Source organism: Bradyrhizobium diazoefficiens (genome assembly GCF_016616235.1).
Taxonomy (GTDB): Bacteria; Pseudomonadota; Alphaproteobacteria; order Rhizobiales; family Xanthobacteraceae; genus Bradyrhizobium; species Bradyrhizobium diazoefficiens_H.
This window is the reverse complement of sequence record NZ_CP067100.1, coordinates 2,624,696-2,641,789: the sequence shown is the minus strand read 5'-3', so window position 1 is coordinate 2,641,789 and position 17,094 is coordinate 2,624,696. Positions and strand designations below refer to the sequence as shown.

The following is a 17,094-nucleotide window of genomic DNA, read 5'->3' as shown; positions in this document are numbered from 1 at the left end:
ATTGTATGTTCCCTCGCGTTCAGACGATCCGATGATACGGATGGCGGGCTTACTCCTTGGACTTGCAGCCGCCTTGGCGGGCTGCCAGCGCGAAGAGCGGCAGTTGCGTCTTGATCCGCCGATCGCCGAAGCGCTGGACGGTATCGCACTGATGCCAAACGGGATCAGCGGCGCTCCCCCCGAGGTCTACTTCGCGCTGGATAGGCCGTATGAAGTCAACGCGTACAATCTAAGCCAGGGTAAACGGCTCTACGCGTGGTTCGGCTGCAAGGCCTGTCATGGCGACGGCCAGGGCGGCAGCGGCCCGGCATTTCTCGACGGCTGGTGGTACTACGGCCCCGAGATGGTCTCGATCTTCGCCTCGATCCGCGATGGCCGGCCGCACGGGATGCCGGCCTTTCGCGACAGGATGACCACGGAGCAGATCTGGCAGCTTGCCGGCTACGTGCAGACCATCGGCTCCTATGAGGGCAAGACCGCCGCGCCGAGCCGCAATGACGAGGCGCAGACACGGCCTGCGGAAAATCGCGCGCCGGCAAAGCTCCTGTTCGATCAGGGACCGACGCCGGTCCATCCGGATCAAGGGCCGACGCCGTGATGCGCCGGCTCGCCAAAACGTCTGCGAGCGTGATGCTCGCGTTGCCGCTGGCCGGCTGCGACGGCTCGCAGTCGGCCCTCGATGCACATGGCGCGTCCGCAATCGAGCTGAAGCAGCTGATCATCGTGATCGTCGCGGTCTGCTCCGTCGTCTGGATGCTGGTGATGGTGGCGCTGATCGGCGCATTGTGGCGCAACCGGCCGGCTCTGCGCCCGCCCGCCTCGCCATCGGCCGAGCGGCGGATGACGATCGCGACCATCGCCGCCGTCGTCGCCACGACGATCATCATCAGCGGCTTCACCGTCATGAGTTTCATCGCGACCCGCGCGCTCGCAGTCGCGGGCAATCACGACCTGACGATCAGGGTTCGCGGCCTGCAATGGTGGTGGAGCGTCGAATATCTCGGCACGAGCGCGGAGCGCTTCGAGACCGCCAATGAAATCCATATTCCCGTGGGCCGTAATGTCCGCCTCAAACTCGAAGGCGTCGACGTCATCCACTCCTTCTGGGTGCCAAGTCTCGCCGGCAAGCAGGACCTCGTCCCTGGCCGCAACAACGAGCTGACGATCCGTGCCGAGCGGGTGGGCATCTACCGCGGCCAATGTGCCGAATATTGCGGGATGCAGCACGCCCATATGGCACTCCTCGTGGTCGCCGACAGCCAGGACGATTTCGACAAATGGGCGGCAGCCCAACGGCAAGCCGCCAACCCGCCCGCCGAAGAAGAACTCGCGGCAGGCCGGCAGACATTTTTGGCGAAGCCCTGCGCGGCATGCCATACGATCCGCGGCACGGACGCATCCGGCAAAACGGGGCCCGACCTGACGCATGTCGGCAGCCGCCGCACCATCGCGGCCGGGCTGTTCGAGACCACGCGCGGCTCGCTCGCGGCCTGGATCGCCGATCCGCAGACGATCAAGCCGGGCAACAACATGCCCGTGGTTCCGCTGACGCCGGACGAGCTGCGCTCGGTCTCGGCCTATATGGCGAGCCTCAAATGACCGCCGACGCTGCGCCCGATACCCGCGACGCCGACGTCGAGCGGACGCACCTGACCTGCACGCTCGCAGAAACCTGGAAGACGCCCGCGGGATTCTGGGGCGCGCTTTCGACCGTGGACCACAAGATCATCGGGCGGCGCTACATCTTCACGGCGTTCGTCTTCCTGGCCCTTGGCGGCGTGCTCGCCGCCTTGATGCGCATCCAGCTCGCCCAGCCCGAGGCGCGCCTGCTCGGCCCCGACCGCTACAACCAGATCTTCACGATGCACGGCGCCAACATGATGTTCCTGTTCGCCGTGCCGGTGATGGAGGCCATGGCGGTCTATCTCGTGCCGCTGATGGTCGGCACCCGCAACATCGCCTTCCCGCGGCTCAATGCATTCTCCTACTGGATTTACCTCGCCGGCGGCGCGCTGCTCTGGATCGCCTTTGCACTCGACATGGGACCCGATGTCGGCTGGTTCGCCTATGTGCCGCTGTCCGGCCCGCAATACGGCGCCGGCAAGCGCGCCGACATCTGGGCCCAGATGATTACCTTTACCGAGCTCTCGGCGCTCGCCGTCGCGGTTGAGCTCGTGGTCACCATCTTCAAGCAGCGTGCTCCGGGAATGACGCTGGACCGCATTCCCGTCTTCGTCTGGGCGATGCTGGTCACCTCATTCCTCGTCATCATGGCGATGCCGGCGATCATGGTCGCGAGCACCAGCCTGATCCTGGACCGGTTGGTCGGCACGCATTTGTTCAATCCTGCCGAAGGCGGCGACGTGCTGCTGTGGCAGCATCTGTTCTGGTTCTTCGGCCATCCCGAGGTCTACATCATTTTCCTGCCGGCCGCCGGCATGGTCTCGACCATGATCGAGCCGTTCGCCCGCCGGCCGGCGTTCGGTTATCTCGCCTTGGTGATGGCCCTGATCGCGACGGGGATTCTCTCGTTCGGACTGTGGGTGCATCACATGTTCGTCGCCGGGCTGCCGCGGCTGGGCGAAAGCTTCTTTACGGCGTCCAGCATGACGATTGCGATCCCGGCGGGCATTCAGGTGTTCTGCTGGCTCGCGACGCTCTGGGACGGCACACTCGTATTCAAGACCCCGCTCCTTTTCATCATCGGCTTCATCGTCACGTTTGTGATCGGTGGGCTGACCGGCGTGATGGTTGCTTCGGTGCCGTTCGACACCCAAGTGCATGACACATATTTCGTCGTCGCCCATTTCCACTACGTGCTGGTTGGTGGTGCCGTATTTCCGCTGCTGGGCGCCATCCATTACTGGTTTCCCAAGCTCACCGGCCGGATGATGAGCGAGACGCTCGGACAATGGTCGTTCTGGCTGATCTTCATCGGCTTCAACGCGACCTTCTTCCCCATGCATATTCTCGGACTCCAGGGCATGCCCCGGCGGATCTACACCTATCAGCCGGACCTGGCGTGGCACGGCATGAACCTGTTCGTCAGCCTCAGCGCGGCTGTCCTGATCGCGGGATTCCTGCTGTTCTTCGTCAATGCGCTCCGTAGCGCGCGCTATGGCGAGCCTGCCTCCGACAATCCCTGGGACGCACCGACCCTGGAATGGGCGACGGCGTCGCCGCCGCCGAGCTACAATTTTGCAATGATCCCGGTGGTGAGCGGCGCACAGCCGCTTTGGAACGTCGAGGGCGCGCTGCCCGTCGCCGAGGGGCTTCGCACCGACCGGCGCGAGCTGGTTGTGACCTCGCTTGCGGCCGCAGAGCCGCAGACCCGCGAGGCCTCGCCGCGCCACTCGATCTGGCCGCTCTGGGCGGCGCTCGCGACCACGGTGATGCTGATTTGGTCGATCTTCTCGCCGTGGGCCGTGGTCTGGGGCTCGATTCCGATTGCCGTCACGCTGATCGGATGGTTCTGGCCCAAGGGCACACCGGAGGACGAGTCATGAGAGAAAGGGTCGTACTCGATCTTGCGAGATTGCCCCTGCACGGCACGGGCGCTGCAAGCGTCACGTGGTGGGGCACGCTCGCCTTCATGCTCATCGAAGGCACCGGTTTTGCGCTGGCGATCGCGGTCTACCTCTACCTGATGAGCCTCGCCACAACCTGGCCGCTCGACGCCCCGCCGCCAGATCTCTTGCCCGGCACGCTCGTGACGGTCATCCTCGTGGTCAGCGTCGTGCCAAACGTCATGATCTCGCGCTGGGCCGAGCAGCAGGATCTGCGCAAGGTGCGGATCGGAATGATCGTGATGTCCGCGCTCGGTGTTGCGCCGCTGATCGTGCGCATCTTCGAATTTCCTGCCTTGAACATCAGTTGGGACAGCAACGCCTACGGCTCGGTCGTCTGGATCCTGCTCGGCCTGCACACCACCCACATCATCACCGATCTCGTCGACACTCTTGTACTCGCAGCGTTGATGTTCACGCGGCATGGCGACAATCTGCGCCGGTTCGGCGACGTCCAGGACAATGCGATGTACTGGAACTTTGTCGTGACGACCTGGCTTCCGATCTATGGCTGCATCTACTGGATCCCGCGGCTATGAGCATGTCGAAGCCACTTGCCAACCTCGCGATCTGGGCCGGACTCTGGGTCGCGCCGCTGATGTGGGCGGCAAACATGCAGCTCGGACAAATCCTGCCCTATGCCGACTGCTATGGGCGGATGCACGCCGCCGCCATCGCGTCGTTCCTTTGCGGCGCCGTCGCCGCACTGTCGAGCGTCGTGTCGTGGCGCAACGTCCGAGACCCGAACTCCGCATCAGAGACGCACAGTGTCGCTGTCTTTGGCGCACGCGTTAGCGCGCTTTCGGCGGCTCTGTTCACATTTGCCCTGGTCATGCAGGGGATTGCTTCGATGGTGTTGACGGGATGCGAAAGGTAGCCGCCATCCTACTGCTGCTGACGCCCGCAGGCCCGATCGAGGCGCACGGGCTCGAGCAGCCGATTGCTGGGGCGGCCTGGACTTTCGACCCCTGGATCGTTGTGCCCCTCCTCGCCTTTGGCGCGGCCTATGTCGGCGGCGTCCTTGTGCTGCGGCGGCGAACGAGCCGGACGGCCATCGCCCGTACCTCGCATCATCTCGCCTGTTTCGCAGGGTGGCTCACGCTGGCCGCCGCGCTGGTCTCGCCGCTGCATTGGCTCGGCGAACGCCTGTTCACCTTTCACATGATCGAGCACGAGATCATTATGGCGGTATCTGCACCGCTGATCGTCGTCGCCCGGCCCGTGGGCACCTTGTTGTGGTCGCTTCCGCGGCGCGCGCGGCTGATGACCGCGCGCTTGATGCGGCACCCCGCCAGCCGTACCGTCTGGACCTTGTTGACCGCCGGACGCAACGCGACACTGCTCCACGGACTCGCAATCTGGATCTGGCATGCGCCCAGCCTGTTCGATGCGGCTATTGTCAACATCGCCCTGCACCGGCTGCAGCATCTCAGCTTCTTCGCCACCGCCATCCTGTTCTGGTGGTCGGTGTTTCGCCGCAGCGATACCGGCACGGCAGCGTGGCACGTGTTCATCACCATGATGCACACGAGCATTCTCGGGGCGCTGATGGCACTCGCGCCCCGGGTCCTTTATCAGCAGCAGACAGCGACCGCGGCGGCCTGGGGACTGTCGCCACTGGAGGATCAACAGCTTGCCGGCATCGTTATGTGGGTACCGGCCGGAACGATCTATGCCGGAGCTGCGCTCGCGTTGCTGGCGATCTGGATCCGGAGCGCCGGACACAGCAAAGTACATGCCGATGCGACCAGCCTTCGCTAGATCGTCCTGGACAATATCAGGGCTGCTGGTGCTGTCGGCGATCGCGATCCCATCGGCTCTGTTCTGGACGTCTCAGCAACAAACCGAGCAAGTCGCCCGTGCGATGACGGGCGGCGATCCGGCGCGCGCGCCGGCGCTGATGCGCCGCTATGGCTGCGCCGGCTGTCACACGATCCCCGGTATTCCCGGCGGCGACGGACAGGTCGGCGCCTCCCTCGCCGATATCCGCCATCGCGTGTATATCGCCGGCGTGGCGGCGAATTCGCCCGACAACCTGGTGCGCTGGATCGTCGCGCCGCAGGCCTTTTCGGAACGCACGGCGATGCCGGCCACCGGAATCAGCGAAGCCGAAGCGCGCGACGTCGCAGCCTATCTGTATGCGCAGTGACGTGACTGATCAGGGTTTCGGCGTCGGCCGCGGCGGCAGCGATTTGACGTAATGCGCAATAGCCTGCAGGTCACTCTCCGGCAGCATCGCCGTATTGGTGACGACGCCAGCCATGGAAGAGCCGACGCGGCCATGGTCCGGCGTGTTGCCGCTCCTCAGCATCTCGACCAGCGCCTGCTCGGACCATGCGCCGATGCGGTCAGCCGTGATGTTGGGATAAAATCCGGCGCCTTCCGGATCCTGCCCGCCGGCATAGCGCGTGTTCGTCCTGATGCCTCCGAATGCATCGCGCGAGGAGTGGCACCCGGCACAATGGCCGAGCGCCTCGACGAGATAACGCCCACGATTCCATGTCTCGTCATGGGCGGGATCGGCCGGGATCGGACCCGGACGGAAGTAAATCAGCTTCCAGAAACCCACGAGGCGGCGAATGCCAAACACCAAAGCGAGATCGTGCGGCGGCGGCCGCTGCTTCACAGCCGGCAGTGTTCGCAGATAGGCCATCAGATCCTGGATGTCTGTCGAAGTCATGTGGGAATAACTGGGGTACGGAAAGACAGGGTAGTAATGGCTGCCGTTCGGTGAGACGCCGTTCAACAGCGCGTTGGCAAGGTCTTTGGTCCGCCAGTTTCCGATCCCGTCCACCGGATCCATAGAGATATTGGGCGCGCGAAAGGTCCCATAGGGAGATGCGATCGCCAGGCCGCCGCCCAGGTGCAACCGATCGGACTGGCCTGGCGATGCATGGCAAGACGCGCAGTCGCCGGCGGCAAAGACGAGCTTGCCGCGCGCGGCATCTCCACCGGTATCCGAAAACTGCGCGAGATCGGCCGAAGCGAATAGCGAAGGCGCCGTGACCGCCCAAACAATCGCGGCAATGACGGCTGCGGTCACGATCGTCCCGATTATCCAAGCTCGTGCACGCATTCTCGTCCTGACGGACTAGTGAGTTCCATCGCTCTGAAGTTCTTTCTGCTTCGATTTCAGCTCGGGTTCGGGCTTTTCCTCGATTCCGATCACATCCTTCCGCGAATTGGTCGCTCTGATCAGTTCGTCGAGTTTCAGTTGAAGGGCGGCGCTGTCGCGGTTCTGAGCGTTTTGAATAAGAAACACCATCAGAAAGGTGACGACGCTGCTGACGGTGTTCATCACCAGCTGCCAAGTATCGGAAAATCCAAAGATCGGACCGCTAATGATCCATGCCAGTACGAGGCCGGTCGCCGACGCGAAAGCCCAGGGTCGGCCTGCCTGGAAAGCGGTTCTCTGCGCGAGTCTCGCGAAACGCACTTCGTTTTCGTGTTGCATCGCATGCATGGCCGAACATCACTCCCCGTAACCTACGAAAACGAGGCAGTCCTGTTCCATTCCGGCAGGATTTTCCACGCTCTGGGGACGCCGGCTTTCGAAGCGATTTTGCACCGGACGGAGAAGCCATGGGACGAGAACGGTCCGCCGTCCGACGGTCGCCCGCGACACGCATCCGGCTTACGCGGCGAACAGGTCCGGAAAGTGTCCCTGTAGTTGGTCCAGCAGCCGCTGCTCGCGCTTGATCCGATCTCGATAAAGCTGGCGCTCGCCCTCGGATTTGGCGCTCGCAAGCAGCAGGCGATAATGTCCGATCACCTTTTGGCTGCCGCGGATCAGGACGTCATGGATGTCGCTCACGGCTCGGCTCCCATCATTGCGGAAGCCAACTGGTGTTTCGGAAGGGCGAATGCGACGGGGAAGGTGTCGGCGGCCAGCGCCTTTAACGCGGTCTGCTCCTCGGCGAGGCGTCTTTGGATGAATTGACGTTCCAGGTCCGACAGCTTCGTCCGAAGCAGCCGCCGATAGCGGTGGATGTTGTTGCGGTGCGCGCGGATGCGGGCCAACTCTTCATCAAGCATCGTCGTCACTCCTGACGGTCGTCACGGTCCTTTTGGCGTTGAGAAAACCGGGAAGAACATTCCCCGCGCAAAAAATATTCGGGCCCGGGTGGCTGTCAAGACGCCTCTCGCCGCACGCCCGAGTCCTGCGGACGGGCGGCACGGCCGGACCGAGCGGCGCCAGATTGCTCGAATTTTTTTGCGGCGGGCCTCTTGAAACAGCTTCCTGTTTTTCTAAGTCATTTTTCGCCGCGGGAGCGGTGTGCCGGGCGCCAGATCGGGCCCGGCGCGAACGCCGGGCTGGGTCTCGGACCCCGTCTGAAATCCTGTCTTGCGTTCCTTCGTATCCATCTTGCTCTTTGGAGGACTTGGTTATGAGGACCACCTTTGACTTCGCGCCGCTGTGGCGCTCCACCATCGGTTTCGATCACCTGGCCAGCATCGTCGACGGCGCGCTCCGCCAGGCGACCGAGGACAACTATCCCCCCTATAACATCGAACGCTCCGGCGAGGACCACTACCGGATCTCGCTCGCGGTCGCCGGCTTCGGCGCCGACGACATCACGGTGACGGCCGAGCAGAATGCGCTCACCATCGAGGGCAGGAAGCCCGAGAAGGCAGCCGGCGAGTACCTGTATCAGGGCATCGCCGCGCGTCCGTTCCGGCGCGTGTTCAACCTGGCCGACTACGTCCAGGTGAAGGAGGCCTCCTTCCGCGACGGGCTGCTGATCATCGATCTCGTCCGCGAGGTGCCGGAAGCGATGAAGCCGCGCCGGATCCAGATCGGAAGCGGCGCCTCCCCTTCGGCGCAGATCGAGCAAAAGAAGGCAGCCTGACGACAGATCGAGGGTCGACTGCGGAACGCGGCGCGCGCAAGCGCAGCCGCGCTCCCTGCCTCCTGCCTCATGCACTGAAGGAGAGAAACCAATGGCAATTCGTGACCTCATTCCCTGGTCGAGAAACCAGGAGCTTGCGCCGGCGCGCGGCACCTACGATCCGTTCATGACGCTGCATCGCGAAATGAACCGCCTGTTCGACGATGTCTTCCGCGGCTTCAGTGGCACCGGCCTTTCGCCGCTGATGGAAGGACAGTTCGGCTGGCCAAAGATCGAGCTTAGCGAAACTGACAAGGCGCTGACGATCTCCGCCGAGCTTCCCGGCATGACGGAGAAGGACGTCCAGATCGAAATCGCGCGGGGCGTCCTGACCATCCGCGGCGAAAAGAAGAGCGAGCGCAAGGACGAAGGCAAATACTTCACCGAGCGCTACTATGGCTCCTTCGAGCGGCAGATCCCGCTCGAGGACGTCGAGGAGGACAAGGCCGAGGCGTCGTTCAAAAACGGCCTCCTGACCATCTCGCTGCCGAAATCGGAAAACCCGCGCGCCGGTGTCAAGCGCATCGCCATCAACGCGCAATAGAGAACGATCACGGGCGGCGGCACCGCCGCCCAACCCATCAAACCCCGTCCCTCGGAAAGGAGCATGAAGGGAGGCAATTGATGACAAACGCCAACACCAACGCCGGCAATCTTCATCCCCTCTTTCATCCGGCCGCGCACTATGCGTCTCCGAATGACGTGCTGAACGACGGAGCGCTCTCGGCTCCGGAGAAGCGGATCATCCTGTCGTCCTGGGCATCCGACATGTTCGCGGTCGAATCCTGTCCTGCTTTGCGCGAGATTCCCGGCATGGGTCATACCATCCGGCTCGCCGACATTCTCGCCGCGCTGCGCCAGCTCGACGGCGGAGGCGACGACGACCCGCCGCCCCGCGGCGGCATCGCCATGCGACTGCGGCGGCCATGGGCCGCCGCACAGCGCTGGCGCTTGTGATGTTCATTCCCGCAGTGCCGGCAGTCGAGCTCCTCGGCCACCGCATCGCCGCATCGAAGCTGTTGGGCGCTTCGATCCGGATACAGTGATCGACGGCGGCGTTCCAGATCTCAACGCAGGAAGTCACGGCCAGGGCTCGAACCTGGGACCCGCTGATTAAGAGTCGGCGACGGCTCAAGAACAATCAATGACTTACTGATCTCACTACTGGACTTATCCGACCGAAAGTAGGCATTCGTCGCACGGTCATACGAGGCAACCACCGATAGCGACATTCGCCGTAGGTGCGAACTGACATTCGCCTACGTAGACCGTAGCGCTAGCAAGTCCAAAAGCACATCGATCCGTGCGCGGCGCCTCAGCCTAGATCCGCTCGCGCATTTCACGATACGCGGTCGCGGCATAGGTGAAAACGCGGTCATTTACGAACTATGCGCGTTCCGGCAAGTTAATGCACAGTTCTGATGAGGAAGGAGCCACCATGAAAAGCTCTACATCGCTTGCTGCATTATCCGCTTTCGCGCTGACCGTCGCATTCGGCGGAGCCGCCGCCCAAGCGCAGTCCACCCCGGTTCAGGAGGCACAACCGCCCCAACAGTCGGAGCAATCGCGTGAGCAGGATCGCAGTCGCGCTGAGGACGTCAAGATCGGACGCGACTGGAAGGCCCAAGGCGGCGAGAACGACCACGCCGGTCAGGCTGCGCCGAACCAGGATCACCAGACGGTGGGCCGCGACTGGCGCGCCCGTCCAGAGAAATCGGATCGCCAGTAGGCTATCTCGGCGGCATCGGCGACGACCGTCCCGCGGCGTGACCTTCGAAGAAGGAAAGCGGAAAACCGAAGGTCAGGCCTGCGCGAATTTCGTTCACCGGGTGCCTGCCGGTGAGTGCATGACGGACTGCGGCGTCGAAGCTCAAATCGTCTCGCACCCGGTAGATCAAGCCGACCAAACCGGAAAACGTCTCCTCCTTCCCAAACTCGTTCTCGTAGAAGACTTCTGCGACTGGGCGAACTGTCCACGTCGACGGCCCCTCGATGATTGCGCCAAGAAAGACATCGCCATGATGGTCGCGGGTTAGGGCCGTCTCAGCGTTCAGATGGATGGTGCCCCAGTCCCAGCGCTGCGAGACAATGCCGGCCAGGCTCAAGCCGGCCCCTGCATTGCCGGTACTATCCGGGAGAAGAACGCCAAATTCGGTCGCAATGCTCGGGCCCGTCTTGTCCTGCAGGCTCCCGGGCACAATCACATGCTTGAGAAACGCTCCGGCTGCAGTCAGGCTGGTTGGCCCGGATGGAGAAAGCGGGGTCTGTCCCTGGCCCTCGAAGACGGCTTCCCAACCTTCACTCAAACCGTAGTTGATGACCCAGGCTGGCGCAATCAGGCTTGCCCCACCCTCATCACGCAAGCGCCCCGCCGGCTGCAGTTCGATCTCCATTTCGCCCGTCTTTGCAACGGCCGCATCGGTGCCATCGAATGGGCGATAGGCGGAAGCTGGAACCGACCAGGCGATCAGCGCCAAAGTGACCGCCACCCGTGGCACAAAGCATCTCGTGGAGCTGCGAAAGCCTCGGCTACGTCTGCACATGGGGCTGCCTCCTGATGAATTCGATCTCACGGCATTGGTTTGAACACCCAGATCGCGGCCGGCCCAGCGGGCCCCGCCCGGACGGCCACAAGCAAACGGTCCAACTCCGGCACAAACAGCGACGTTCGCGCCCCCCCTGCCGTCGGCAAACGTGCGATCCTCCGATAGGCTGACCCATCGATTTCAAGGACGTCGACGTATCCTGAGCCGCAGCTTACATAAACACGATTGCGCCTCCCATCGATGAAGATGTCATCGACGTCGCCGCAGGTTTCCGCACTCGCGATCGGCTTGCCGTCCACCGAAAAGACGGCAAGTGCGGCGGGGTTACGGTACGCCAGAAGCACGCGGCCGCGGTCGCGATCAATGGTCATCGCGAAATTGCCGCCTTTGTCCATTGGCCAGTTGGCGATCAGCTTCCCGGACGCGGTGTCCACCACTGCGACCGCGTGCGCATCGGGCAAGTTGACAAAGATGCGCCCGCCGTTGGGCTCGAGCTGGAAGCTCTCCGGATGCGCTTTCAATGGGATACTCTGGACCTTGTTGCGAGTGGCCGGGTCGATGACCGCCAGACCACCATCGCCATAGCCTACGATGACGCGCTTGCCGACCGCGTCGATCCGGATGTTGTCGGCATCGCCGCCAAGTTCAATCCGTCCGGTCGCCTTGTACTCGTTGGCCTCGTAAAGCCGGACCGATCCATCGCGGGCGTCGGCGACATAGAGGGTGTCGGTCGACGGCTCATAGCCGACGCCCTGGGGTTCGCTGAGCCCTGTGATGGTTTTGAGGACGGTGTTTGCGGCCAGATCGACGACGCCGACACTGTCATTGCCGAGTTCGGCCACGAACAATCGCTGCCGCTTCAGATCGACGGCCAAATGATCGATCCGCCCGCGGACATCGCCGAGCGGGATCTTGGTTTGGAGCTGGAGTGGCACCTTATTCCCCGCGGATTCGGCGGCTGCCGCCAGCGTCGGAATAAGTGCGTCGATGCGCTGGACGATCTGATCCCGGGTTGTTTCGTAATCGTCGATGCCCAAGGGAACGCCGGACCAGTAGCTCACGTTGACGCCTGCTCGCCGCTCCGCCGGAATCTTATCGAACGCCACCACCCCGCCTGCCGCGGTCATGTCCTCGACGGCAAGCTGTTGTGGCGCGTTGGCCGCCTCCAGACCATCCAGTGCAAGGCCGTCCTGGATCCGCACCGGCACCGACCGGTAGAGATCGATGCCCCGGGAGACCGCCCTGAATGGCAGCGCTCGCTCGTGCGCGGCCTTGTTGAAATAGGCCGCAGCGATCTGACTGTTCACCACCCCGTGCTGGCAGACGAAGACGACGGTCTCATCTTCGCCCGCCAGCGCGGAGGCGACCGATGTCAACAGGATCGCCAGGACTACGACCGGAAGGCGCAGCCCTGTTTGAGCATTCCCCAACATCGTTCGCATCGCTATCATCTCACTTCAGCCCTGTGAGCACCCATGCAGGCTGCAGGACCGGATAGGCAGCCAACCCAATGACCGCCGTCGCGGCAATAAGCAAGGGATTGCTGACCTTCCAACGAAACAGCACGGCGAGCGAGACGATGCCGATGAGCGCAGTCAGCCAGTCGCCGATCGCGATCTTGCCGAGCAGGAAGCTCGCGCCCAAGATGGTTCCGATCGCCGCCGCGTAAGCGCCCTTCACGAAGCCCTGCACATTCGGATTCTTGCGATGGCGCGCCAGCAACGGGGCCGCGATCAGGACCAGCAGGAAGGACGGCAAGAAGATACCGACCGTCGAGATCAGAGAGCCCCAGAAGCCCGCCACCAGATAGCCGACGAAGGTTGCCGTGATCACGACCGGCCCGGGGCTCATCATGCCGATCGCGACAGCCACCAGGAATTCGCGCTCATTGAGCCAGCCGTACTGCTGCACCAGTCCTTGCTCCAGGAAGGGAACGATGACGAGCCCGCTGCCGAAGGTCAGCGAGCCCGCCTTGAGGAAGAACAGCAGCAGCTTGCCGAGCGTCGAACCGGTCGCGGCCGGGACGGCGGCGGGCGCCGCCGCCGGGATCAGCGCAAGCTGCAGCGCGACCGGTGGGCGCCTGACCTGGCCGTAATAGACGATACCCACGATACCCGACCCGATGAACAGCAGCGCGACCTCGGCCTTCAGGATCACGGTGACGGCCAGACAGACGGCTGCGATCACCCACTGCAGCCAGTCTTCCATGCCGAGCTTGGCAAGCCGGTAGCAGGAATGCAGGATCAGAGCGATCACGGCCGGGCTGACGCCATAAAAGATTCCGGTGACCGCCTTGAGATCTCCGAGGTGGACGAAAAGCGCGCCAAGCGCCGCGACGATGATGAAATTTGGCAGGATGAACGCCCAGCCGCCGGCCCAGGCCCCCCAGAAACCGCAGCGCAAATAGGCGATAAAGATGCCGACCTGGATCGCGAGCGGTCCGGGCAGCGATTGGCAGATGGCGATGGTCTCGCGCATCTGCTCTTTGGTGAGCCACTTTTTGTCGTCGACGAGTTCGCGCTCCATCTGGCCAACCAGTGCGACCGGTCCGCCGAAGCCGAGAAAGCCCAGTCGCAGAAAGTAGCGGACCAATTCACCCATCCCACCGCGTTCACCGATCGTTGTTGTCGTCGTCACAGTCTTGCCCCCTTCAATTCTGATCTGCGGGTTCGAGAATCCCGTCGAGCGGAGGCCCGAGTCCCGATGGCACCAATTCGACACTCTGGCCCTTGAGAGTCACCGCGTAGCAGCCGTCATCGTTCTCACCCAGCCGCAAGCACAGGTCGTCCTTTTCGATAGACCACCTTCCGGCCTTCTTGGCGCCCATCGAATAGCTTCTCAGCGTGCCGTCGGGATCGTAGACAAGGCGATAGTGCACCTTGTCTGTAAGCTGCATGCCGACAAGCCTGGCCTTGATCTGTACACCGGAGAGCTTGCGCGCATCGGCAGCGACAGCTCCGTCAGACGCTTGCGACCCGAATCCAATAGCCGCGGCTACGACGACCGATAACCGCGTGATGCCTACCAGCTCACGCATCCGGCTCACTTTTTGCAGGCCTTCATGCACATCTGATACTCGGACTTGCAGGTCGGTCCGGCATAGTTCTTCATGCAAGCCTTCTGTTGGTCGGCGCAGACTTTGCAACTGGTCTGGCCGACCGCAGCGTTCATGCCCGCAAGAACTCCGACTGCCGCCAGGAACATGGCTGTGAACGTTCGCATCCTTCGATCCCCCAGGTTTCGTTAGCTCTTCGTGCTCGCGGTCTTGTCGAGCGCTGCGCGTAGGCCTTCTGCGAGCTTGATGGCATCGTCGTTCGCCCAGAAATGCATGAAGAAGAGCCGAGGCTGCTCGTCCAGCATGTGGCTGTGCAGTGCGGTCACCTCGATGCCATGCGTCCGCAGCGCCAGGATGACGGGGTTGACCTCGTCGCCGGTCAACACGAAGTCTCCCGTGATGGCGGCCTTGCCGCCCGCCGTCGGCTGGAAATTGATGCCGGTCGCGACGCCCATCGGGCTGACTGGGGTCAACGGCATGCCGTCCTGCGTGATCGGGTCGCGCCGCTTGACGTTGAACTGGTAGACGCCACTATTGGCCTGGCCCTTCACGCCGATGATCTGGTCCAATTTCGCAGTGTCGATATCGACGGCGGGCGGCGGGTTCGCCGGCGCCGCGACGGTCAGCGGCGTCTTGCTTTCGGCGAGACCATCGTGGATGGCCGAGGCCAGCTTGACGGGGTCGCCGTGGCCGGCGACATGCATGTAGAACGTCGCCGGGCTCGCCCGCAGCAGATGATTGTGCACGGCAGTGATTTCGAGGCCGCTCGCGATCATCTTCGCCATCACCGGATTGATCTCGGTCTCGAGCAGCACGAGGTCGCCCATCACCATGGCGCCGCCATGCACGGGCTTGAATGCAACCCAGCCGCCCAGCGCCAGCGCCGGCTTGATCGTGACGCCGTCCAAAGTCACGGAGAGGTCGCTGCGGGGGAAGCCGTAGCGGCGAACGTCGTCGGAGACGGCAGGCTTGCGACCGAGTGTCTCCTCAACCTTCTGCCAGTCGGCATCTTGAGCATACGCGGGGAACAAGGGCGCGAAGCGGAATGCGAAAAGGCAGACGATGCCGACGAGGGCCAGGATGGTCTTCTTCATGGTGTTACTCCTCACGTTCAATTCCGCTCTTTGATTTGGCCACTGCTGTCGACGACAAGCTTCACCGGCTTACCCTCCTTTACCGCCTGCGCGGTGATGCCTTCGGCCGTCGATTTGACGTCTTGCACTTGCGAGTAGCCGGCCGCCTGGATCTTGGCGATCAGTTCCTCCTGGGTCAGGGCATGTGCGGGCGACGCCGCAAGCGCCAAGAGGAGCGCGGTCCGATAGATCGTTGATGTCCGCATCTTTGGTCTCCTGGTTATCCCTGCCCCGGAAGTAGCCCTGCCTCCTCACTTGATCTTGTTGTTCGGCCAGTGGTGCGTCTCCTTGGTCGCATCGCGCATCGGTAGAACGCGTCGTAGAGCAGGAAACCTGCGCTCCCTTGCTGAGCTCCTTGCCCTTGTGCCAAACCACGACGGCGGACTGGCCCGTCAGGCGAGACACCCAATCCCGGACGTCGAGATGCGAGCGCCGCACGGCGCCGGGAATCCGGCGCGGGTCGGCCGAAAAATCCGCTGCATACGTCAATGAGCGCCGGCGCAGCCGCCGTGCTTATCAATCGAGACAGTTTGTCGGGTGAAATGGAGGTGTACGATACTGACATGCTGCGCCCTTGGTGATCAGGACGCGATTCTTGGGCATGACGCCTCGCGGGGAGATCGCATTTCCCCGTGGCCTGAATAAAAGCCCGGATGGCGGGGCTGTCAACCTGCGTGGGCCGAAGGATTCCAAGAAAATATGGGGCCCTACGTCAGGGAGTTTTTCAGCGATCGAATGGCATCCGGAAAGGCGAATGGCCCCTTGATGGGGCCAAGCGAACTCACGTAGACTGCCCGAGCGGGATCAGGCAGACTCCCGGCGAGACTTCGGTCCAAGCTCTGCGCAGCACGCAAAACGTGGAGCTTGCGCATGGACATCGAAAGACGACCCTTCCATCGACGTACCGTCGCCATCCTCTCGCGAGGAGATGATGCCGCGCGACGGGATGCGACCCCGCAAAAAAGCCGCTTCTTTGACGTCATCGAAGCGCTCGCCGCCGTCGGCGTCGAAGCGCGGCCAGTGATCTACGACGAAAGCTTCGCAGACGCGGTCCGTGAGCAACTGCTCGCGGTGGGCGGCGTGCTCGTCTGGGTCAACCCAATTCAAGACGGCCGTAACCGCGCCGGTCTCGACTCCCTGCTGCGGGACGTCGCCACGCAGGGCGTGTGGGTCAGCGCTCATCCGGACGTCATCCTCAAGATGGGCACCAAAGAGGTCCTCTATCGTACCCGCTCGATGGGGTGGGGATCGGACACGGCGCTATATCAAACCGCCGCCGCGATGCGTGCCGAGCTGCCTCTACGGCTCGCAACCGGTCCACGCGTGATCAAGCGCAACCGCGGTAACGGCGGCCAAGGCGTCTGGAAGGTCGAGACGCTGCCGAACACCTCCACGATAAGGGTGCTCGACGCGACCAAGGACGCGTCCGAGGAACTGACGCTGGATGATTTTCTTCGTCGCTGCGCGGAGCATTTCGAAAGCGGCAGCGTGATCGATCAACCCTACCAGCCGCGCCTAAGCGAAGGTGTGATTCGCTGCTATATGGCAGGCGACCGCTGCGCCGGCTTCGGTCACCACAAAGTCAAACCCCTGGTCGACTCGCCCGCCGCGCGTTCCGAGGCCGGACCGCGGCTCTATACATCCAATGCAGACCCGCGCTTCCAGCGACTGCGCCGGTTGATGGAGGACGAGTGGACGCCACAGCTAACCTCGCTGCTCGATATCGCCCGTGATGACCTGCCCATGATCTGGGACGCCGACTTCATGCTTGGCCGGGTGCAGACGGACGGGAGCGACAGCTACGTGCTCGGCGAGATCAATGTCAGCTCGGTGCATCCCTATCCGGTCGAGGCGCCGACGGAGATCGCCAGCCGGGTTGCCGACCGGCTGCAGCTTAAGCTTTGA

At 63.1% G+C, this 17,094-nt stretch carries 23 protein-coding genes; 12 read left to right on the top strand and 11 right to left on the bottom strand.

Features of this window, described 5'->3' with window-relative positions:
* The first annotated feature begins 40 nt into the window (after positions 1–40).
* The 7 genes from JJB99_RS12470 to JJB99_RS12440 are packed head-to-tail and all read left to right on the top strand — an operon-like array spanning position 41 to position 5,715.
* Complete coding sequence (locus JJB99_RS12470) at positions 41–598, top strand: c-type cytochrome (RefSeq protein WP_246775222.1); 558 nt, start codon at positions 41–43, stop codon at positions 596–598.
* Positions 598–1,599, top strand: a complete 1,002-nt coding sequence (coxB, locus tag JJB99_RS12465) for a cytochrome c oxidase subunit II (protein WP_200500133.1) — start codon at positions 598–600, stop codon at positions 1,597–1,599. Before JJB99_RS12470 ends, coxB begins: the two co-directional genes overlap by 1 nt.
* A complete protein-coding gene (ctaD, locus tag JJB99_RS12460) occupies positions 1,596–3,506 on the top strand; it encodes a cytochrome c oxidase subunit I (RefSeq protein WP_200499030.1) in 1,911 nt (636 codons plus the stop codon). The genes coxB and ctaD overlap by 4 nt, the downstream gene beginning before the upstream one ends.
* On the top strand, positions 3,503–4,105 hold the full coding sequence (locus tag JJB99_RS12455) for a cytochrome c oxidase subunit 3 (protein WP_200499029.1): 603 nt from the start codon (positions 3,503–3,505) through the stop codon (positions 4,103–4,105). Before ctaD ends, JJB99_RS12455 begins: the two co-directional genes overlap by 4 nt.
* Entirely contained in the window at positions 4,102–4,443 is a 342-nt protein-coding gene (locus JJB99_RS12450) for a hypothetical protein (protein ID WP_200499028.1), read from the top strand. Before JJB99_RS12455 ends, JJB99_RS12450 begins: the two co-directional genes overlap by 4 nt.
* Complete coding sequence (locus tag JJB99_RS12445) at positions 4,431–5,327, top strand: cytochrome c oxidase assembly protein (RefSeq protein WP_200499027.1); 897 nt, start codon at positions 4,431–4,433, stop codon at positions 5,325–5,327. The genes JJB99_RS12450 and JJB99_RS12445 overlap by 13 nt, the downstream gene beginning before the upstream one ends.
* 28 nt (positions 5,328–5,355) lie before the next feature.
* The gene (locus tag JJB99_RS12440; protein ID WP_433995759.1) at positions 5,356–5,715 is read left to right on the top strand and encodes a c-type cytochrome; all 360 of its coding nucleotides are present in this window, start codon (positions 5,356–5,358) and stop codon (positions 5,713–5,715) included.
* A 9-nt stretch (positions 5,716–5,724) separates the two neighbouring features.
* Here JJB99_RS12440 and JJB99_RS12435 read toward each other — a convergent pair whose 3' ends face one another.
* The 4 genes from JJB99_RS12435 to JJB99_RS12420 all read right to left on the bottom strand — a co-directional run bounded on the left by JJB99_RS12435 (position 5,725) and on the right by JJB99_RS12420 (position 7,601).
* Positions 5,725–6,642 (bottom strand): c-type cytochrome, encoded by a 918-nt coding sequence (locus JJB99_RS12435; RefSeq protein WP_200499026.1) that lies wholly within the window; start codon positions 6,640–6,642, stop codon positions 5,725–5,727.
* Between the two features lie 15 nt (positions 6,643–6,657).
* Positions 6,658–7,029: a low affinity iron permease family protein gene (locus tag JJB99_RS12430; protein WP_200499025.1), complete on the bottom strand. Its 372-nt coding sequence runs from the start codon at positions 7,027–7,029 to the stop codon at positions 6,658–6,660.
* Positions 7,030–7,200: 171 nt separating this feature from the next.
* Positions 7,201–7,380: a hypothetical protein gene (locus JJB99_RS12425; RefSeq protein WP_200499024.1), complete on the bottom strand. Its 180-nt coding sequence runs from the start codon at positions 7,378–7,380 to the stop codon at positions 7,201–7,203.
* Positions 7,377–7,601 carry a hypothetical protein gene (locus JJB99_RS12420; protein WP_200499023.1) on the bottom strand — a complete coding sequence of 75 codons (225 nt, stop codon included), beginning with the start codon at positions 7,599–7,601 and terminating at the stop codon, positions 7,377–7,379. The genes JJB99_RS12425 and JJB99_RS12420 overlap by 4 nt, the downstream gene beginning before the upstream one ends.
* Positions 7,602–7,954: 353 nt before the next feature.
* Here JJB99_RS12420 and JJB99_RS12415 point away from each other — a divergent pair, with 353 nt between their 5' ends.
* The 4 genes from JJB99_RS12415 to JJB99_RS12400 all read left to right on the top strand — a co-directional run bounded on the left by JJB99_RS12415 (position 7,955) and on the right by JJB99_RS12400 (position 10,184).
* Positions 7,955–8,416, top strand: a complete 462-nt coding sequence (locus JJB99_RS12415) for an Hsp20 family protein (protein WP_200499022.1) — start codon at positions 7,955–7,957, stop codon at positions 8,414–8,416.
* 91 nt (positions 8,417–8,507) lie between these two features.
* A complete protein-coding gene (locus JJB99_RS12410; RefSeq protein ID WP_200499021.1) occupies positions 8,508–8,999 on the top strand; it encodes an Hsp20/alpha crystallin family protein in 492 nt (163 codons plus the stop codon).
* Between the two features lie 80 nt (positions 9,000–9,079).
* Positions 9,080–9,412, top strand: coding sequence for a hypothetical protein (locus JJB99_RS12405; protein WP_200499020.1), 333 nt, complete (start codon positions 9,080–9,082; stop codon positions 9,410–9,412).
* 481 nt (positions 9,413–9,893) lie between these two features.
* Positions 9,894–10,184: a hypothetical protein gene (locus JJB99_RS12400; RefSeq protein WP_200499019.1), complete on the top strand. Its 291-nt coding sequence runs from the start codon at positions 9,894–9,896 to the stop codon at positions 10,182–10,184.
* Between the two features lies 1 nt (position 10,185).
* On the opposite strand, the gene JJB99_RS12395 is transcribed toward JJB99_RS12400, so the two are convergent.
* From JJB99_RS12395 to JJB99_RS12365, 7 genes are all read right to left on the bottom strand, one after another.
* Positions 10,186–10,932 carry a hypothetical protein gene (locus JJB99_RS12395; protein ID WP_200499018.1) on the bottom strand — a complete coding sequence of 249 codons (747 nt, stop codon included), beginning with the start codon at positions 10,930–10,932 and terminating at the stop codon, positions 10,186–10,188.
* Positions 10,933–11,024: 92 nt separating this feature from the next.
* Positions 11,025–12,443, bottom strand: a complete 1,419-nt coding sequence (locus JJB99_RS12390; RefSeq protein WP_246775221.1) for a YncE family protein — start codon at positions 12,441–12,443, stop codon at positions 11,025–11,027.
* 10 nt (positions 12,444–12,453) lie between these two features.
* Complete coding sequence (gene chrA, locus JJB99_RS12385; protein ID WP_200499016.1) at positions 12,454–13,602, bottom strand: chromate efflux transporter; 1,149 nt, start codon at positions 13,600–13,602, stop codon at positions 12,454–12,456.
* 49 nt (positions 13,603–13,651) lie between these two features.
* Entirely contained in the window at positions 13,652–14,068 is a 417-nt protein-coding gene (locus JJB99_RS12380) for a hypothetical protein (RefSeq protein ID WP_200499015.1), read from the bottom strand.
* On the bottom strand, positions 14,044–14,223 hold the full coding sequence (locus JJB99_RS12375; RefSeq protein WP_200499014.1) for a hypothetical protein: 180 nt from the start codon (positions 14,221–14,223) through the stop codon (positions 14,044–14,046). The genes JJB99_RS12380 and JJB99_RS12375 overlap by 25 nt, the downstream gene beginning before the upstream one ends.
* Positions 14,224–14,244: 21 nt before the next feature.
* Positions 14,245–15,150, bottom strand: coding sequence for a DUF1259 domain-containing protein (locus JJB99_RS12370; RefSeq protein WP_200499013.1), 906 nt, complete (start codon positions 15,148–15,150; stop codon positions 14,245–14,247).
* 17 nt (positions 15,151–15,167) lie between these two features.
* Positions 15,168–15,395 carry a PepSY domain-containing protein gene (locus JJB99_RS12365; protein WP_200499012.1) on the bottom strand — a complete coding sequence of 76 codons (228 nt, stop codon included), beginning with the start codon at positions 15,393–15,395 and terminating at the stop codon, positions 15,168–15,170.
* A 664-nt stretch (positions 15,396–16,059) separates the two neighbouring features.
* Here JJB99_RS12365 and JJB99_RS12360 point away from each other — a divergent pair.
* Complete coding sequence (locus JJB99_RS12360) at positions 16,060–17,094, top strand: Cj0069 family protein (RefSeq protein ID WP_200499011.1); 1,035 nt, start codon at positions 16,060–16,062, stop codon at positions 17,092–17,094.

Excerpts from the sequence above, each read along its gene's own strand:
- JJB99_RS12360 (WP_200499011.1), top strand. The coding sequence starts at position 16,060 with ATGGACATCGAAAGACGACCCTTCCATCGACGTACCGTCGCCATCCTC.
- JJB99_RS12370 (WP_200499013.1), bottom strand. The coding sequence starts at position 15,150 with ATGAAGAAGACCATCCTGGCCCTCGTCGGCATCGTCTGCCTTTTCGCA.
- JJB99_RS12450 (WP_200499028.1), top strand. The coding sequence starts at position 4,102 with ATGAGCATGTCGAAGCCACTTGCCAACCTCGCGATCTGGGCCGGACTC.
- JJB99_RS12390 (WP_246775221.1), bottom strand. The coding sequence starts at position 12,443 with ATGCGAACGATGTTGGGGAATGCTCAAACAGGGCTGCGCCTTCCGGTC.
- coxB (WP_200500133.1), top strand. The coding sequence starts at position 598 with ATGCGCCGGCTCGCCAAAACGTCTGCGAGCGTGATGCTCGCGTTGCCG.
- JJB99_RS12410 (WP_200499021.1), top strand. The coding sequence starts at position 8,508 with ATGGCAATTCGTGACCTCATTCCCTGGTCGAGAAACCAGGAGCTTGCG.
- JJB99_RS12375 (WP_200499014.1), bottom strand. The coding sequence starts at position 14,223 with ATGCGAACGTTCACAGCCATGTTCCTGGCGGCAGTCGGAGTTCTTGCG.
- JJB99_RS12435 (WP_200499026.1), bottom strand. The coding sequence starts at position 6,642 with ATGCGTGCACGAGCTTGGATAATCGGGACGATCGTGACCGCAGCCGTC.
- JJB99_RS12420 (WP_200499023.1), bottom strand. The coding sequence starts at position 7,601 with ATGCTTGATGAAGAGTTGGCCCGCATCCGCGCGCACCGCAACAACATC.
- JJB99_RS12415 (WP_200499022.1), top strand. The coding sequence starts at position 7,955 with ATGAGGACCACCTTTGACTTCGCGCCGCTGTGGCGCTCCACCATCGGT.
- ctaD (WP_200499030.1), top strand. The coding sequence starts at position 1,596 with ATGACCGCCGACGCTGCGCCCGATACCCGCGACGCCGACGTCGAGCGG.
- JJB99_RS12470 (WP_246775222.1), top strand. The coding sequence starts at position 41 with ATGGCGGGCTTACTCCTTGGACTTGCAGCCGCCTTGGCGGGCTGCCAG.
- JJB99_RS12400 (WP_200499019.1), top strand. The coding sequence starts at position 9,894 with ATGAAAAGCTCTACATCGCTTGCTGCATTATCCGCTTTCGCGCTGACC.
- JJB99_RS12430 (WP_200499025.1), bottom strand. The coding sequence starts at position 7,029 with ATGCATGCGATGCAACACGAAAACGAAGTGCGTTTCGCGAGACTCGCG.
- JJB99_RS12405 (WP_200499020.1), top strand. The coding sequence starts at position 9,080 with ATGACAAACGCCAACACCAACGCCGGCAATCTTCATCCCCTCTTTCAT.
- JJB99_RS12365 (WP_200499012.1), bottom strand. The coding sequence starts at position 15,395 with ATGCGGACATCAACGATCTATCGGACCGCGCTCCTCTTGGCGCTTGCG.
- chrA (WP_200499016.1), bottom strand. The coding sequence starts at position 13,602 with ATGGGTGAATTGGTCCGCTACTTTCTGCGACTGGGCTTTCTCGGCTTC.
- JJB99_RS12455 (WP_200499029.1), top strand. The coding sequence starts at position 3,503 with ATGAGAGAAAGGGTCGTACTCGATCTTGCGAGATTGCCCCTGCACGGC.
- JJB99_RS12445 (WP_200499027.1), top strand. The coding sequence starts at position 4,431 with ATGCGAAAGGTAGCCGCCATCCTACTGCTGCTGACGCCCGCAGGCCCG.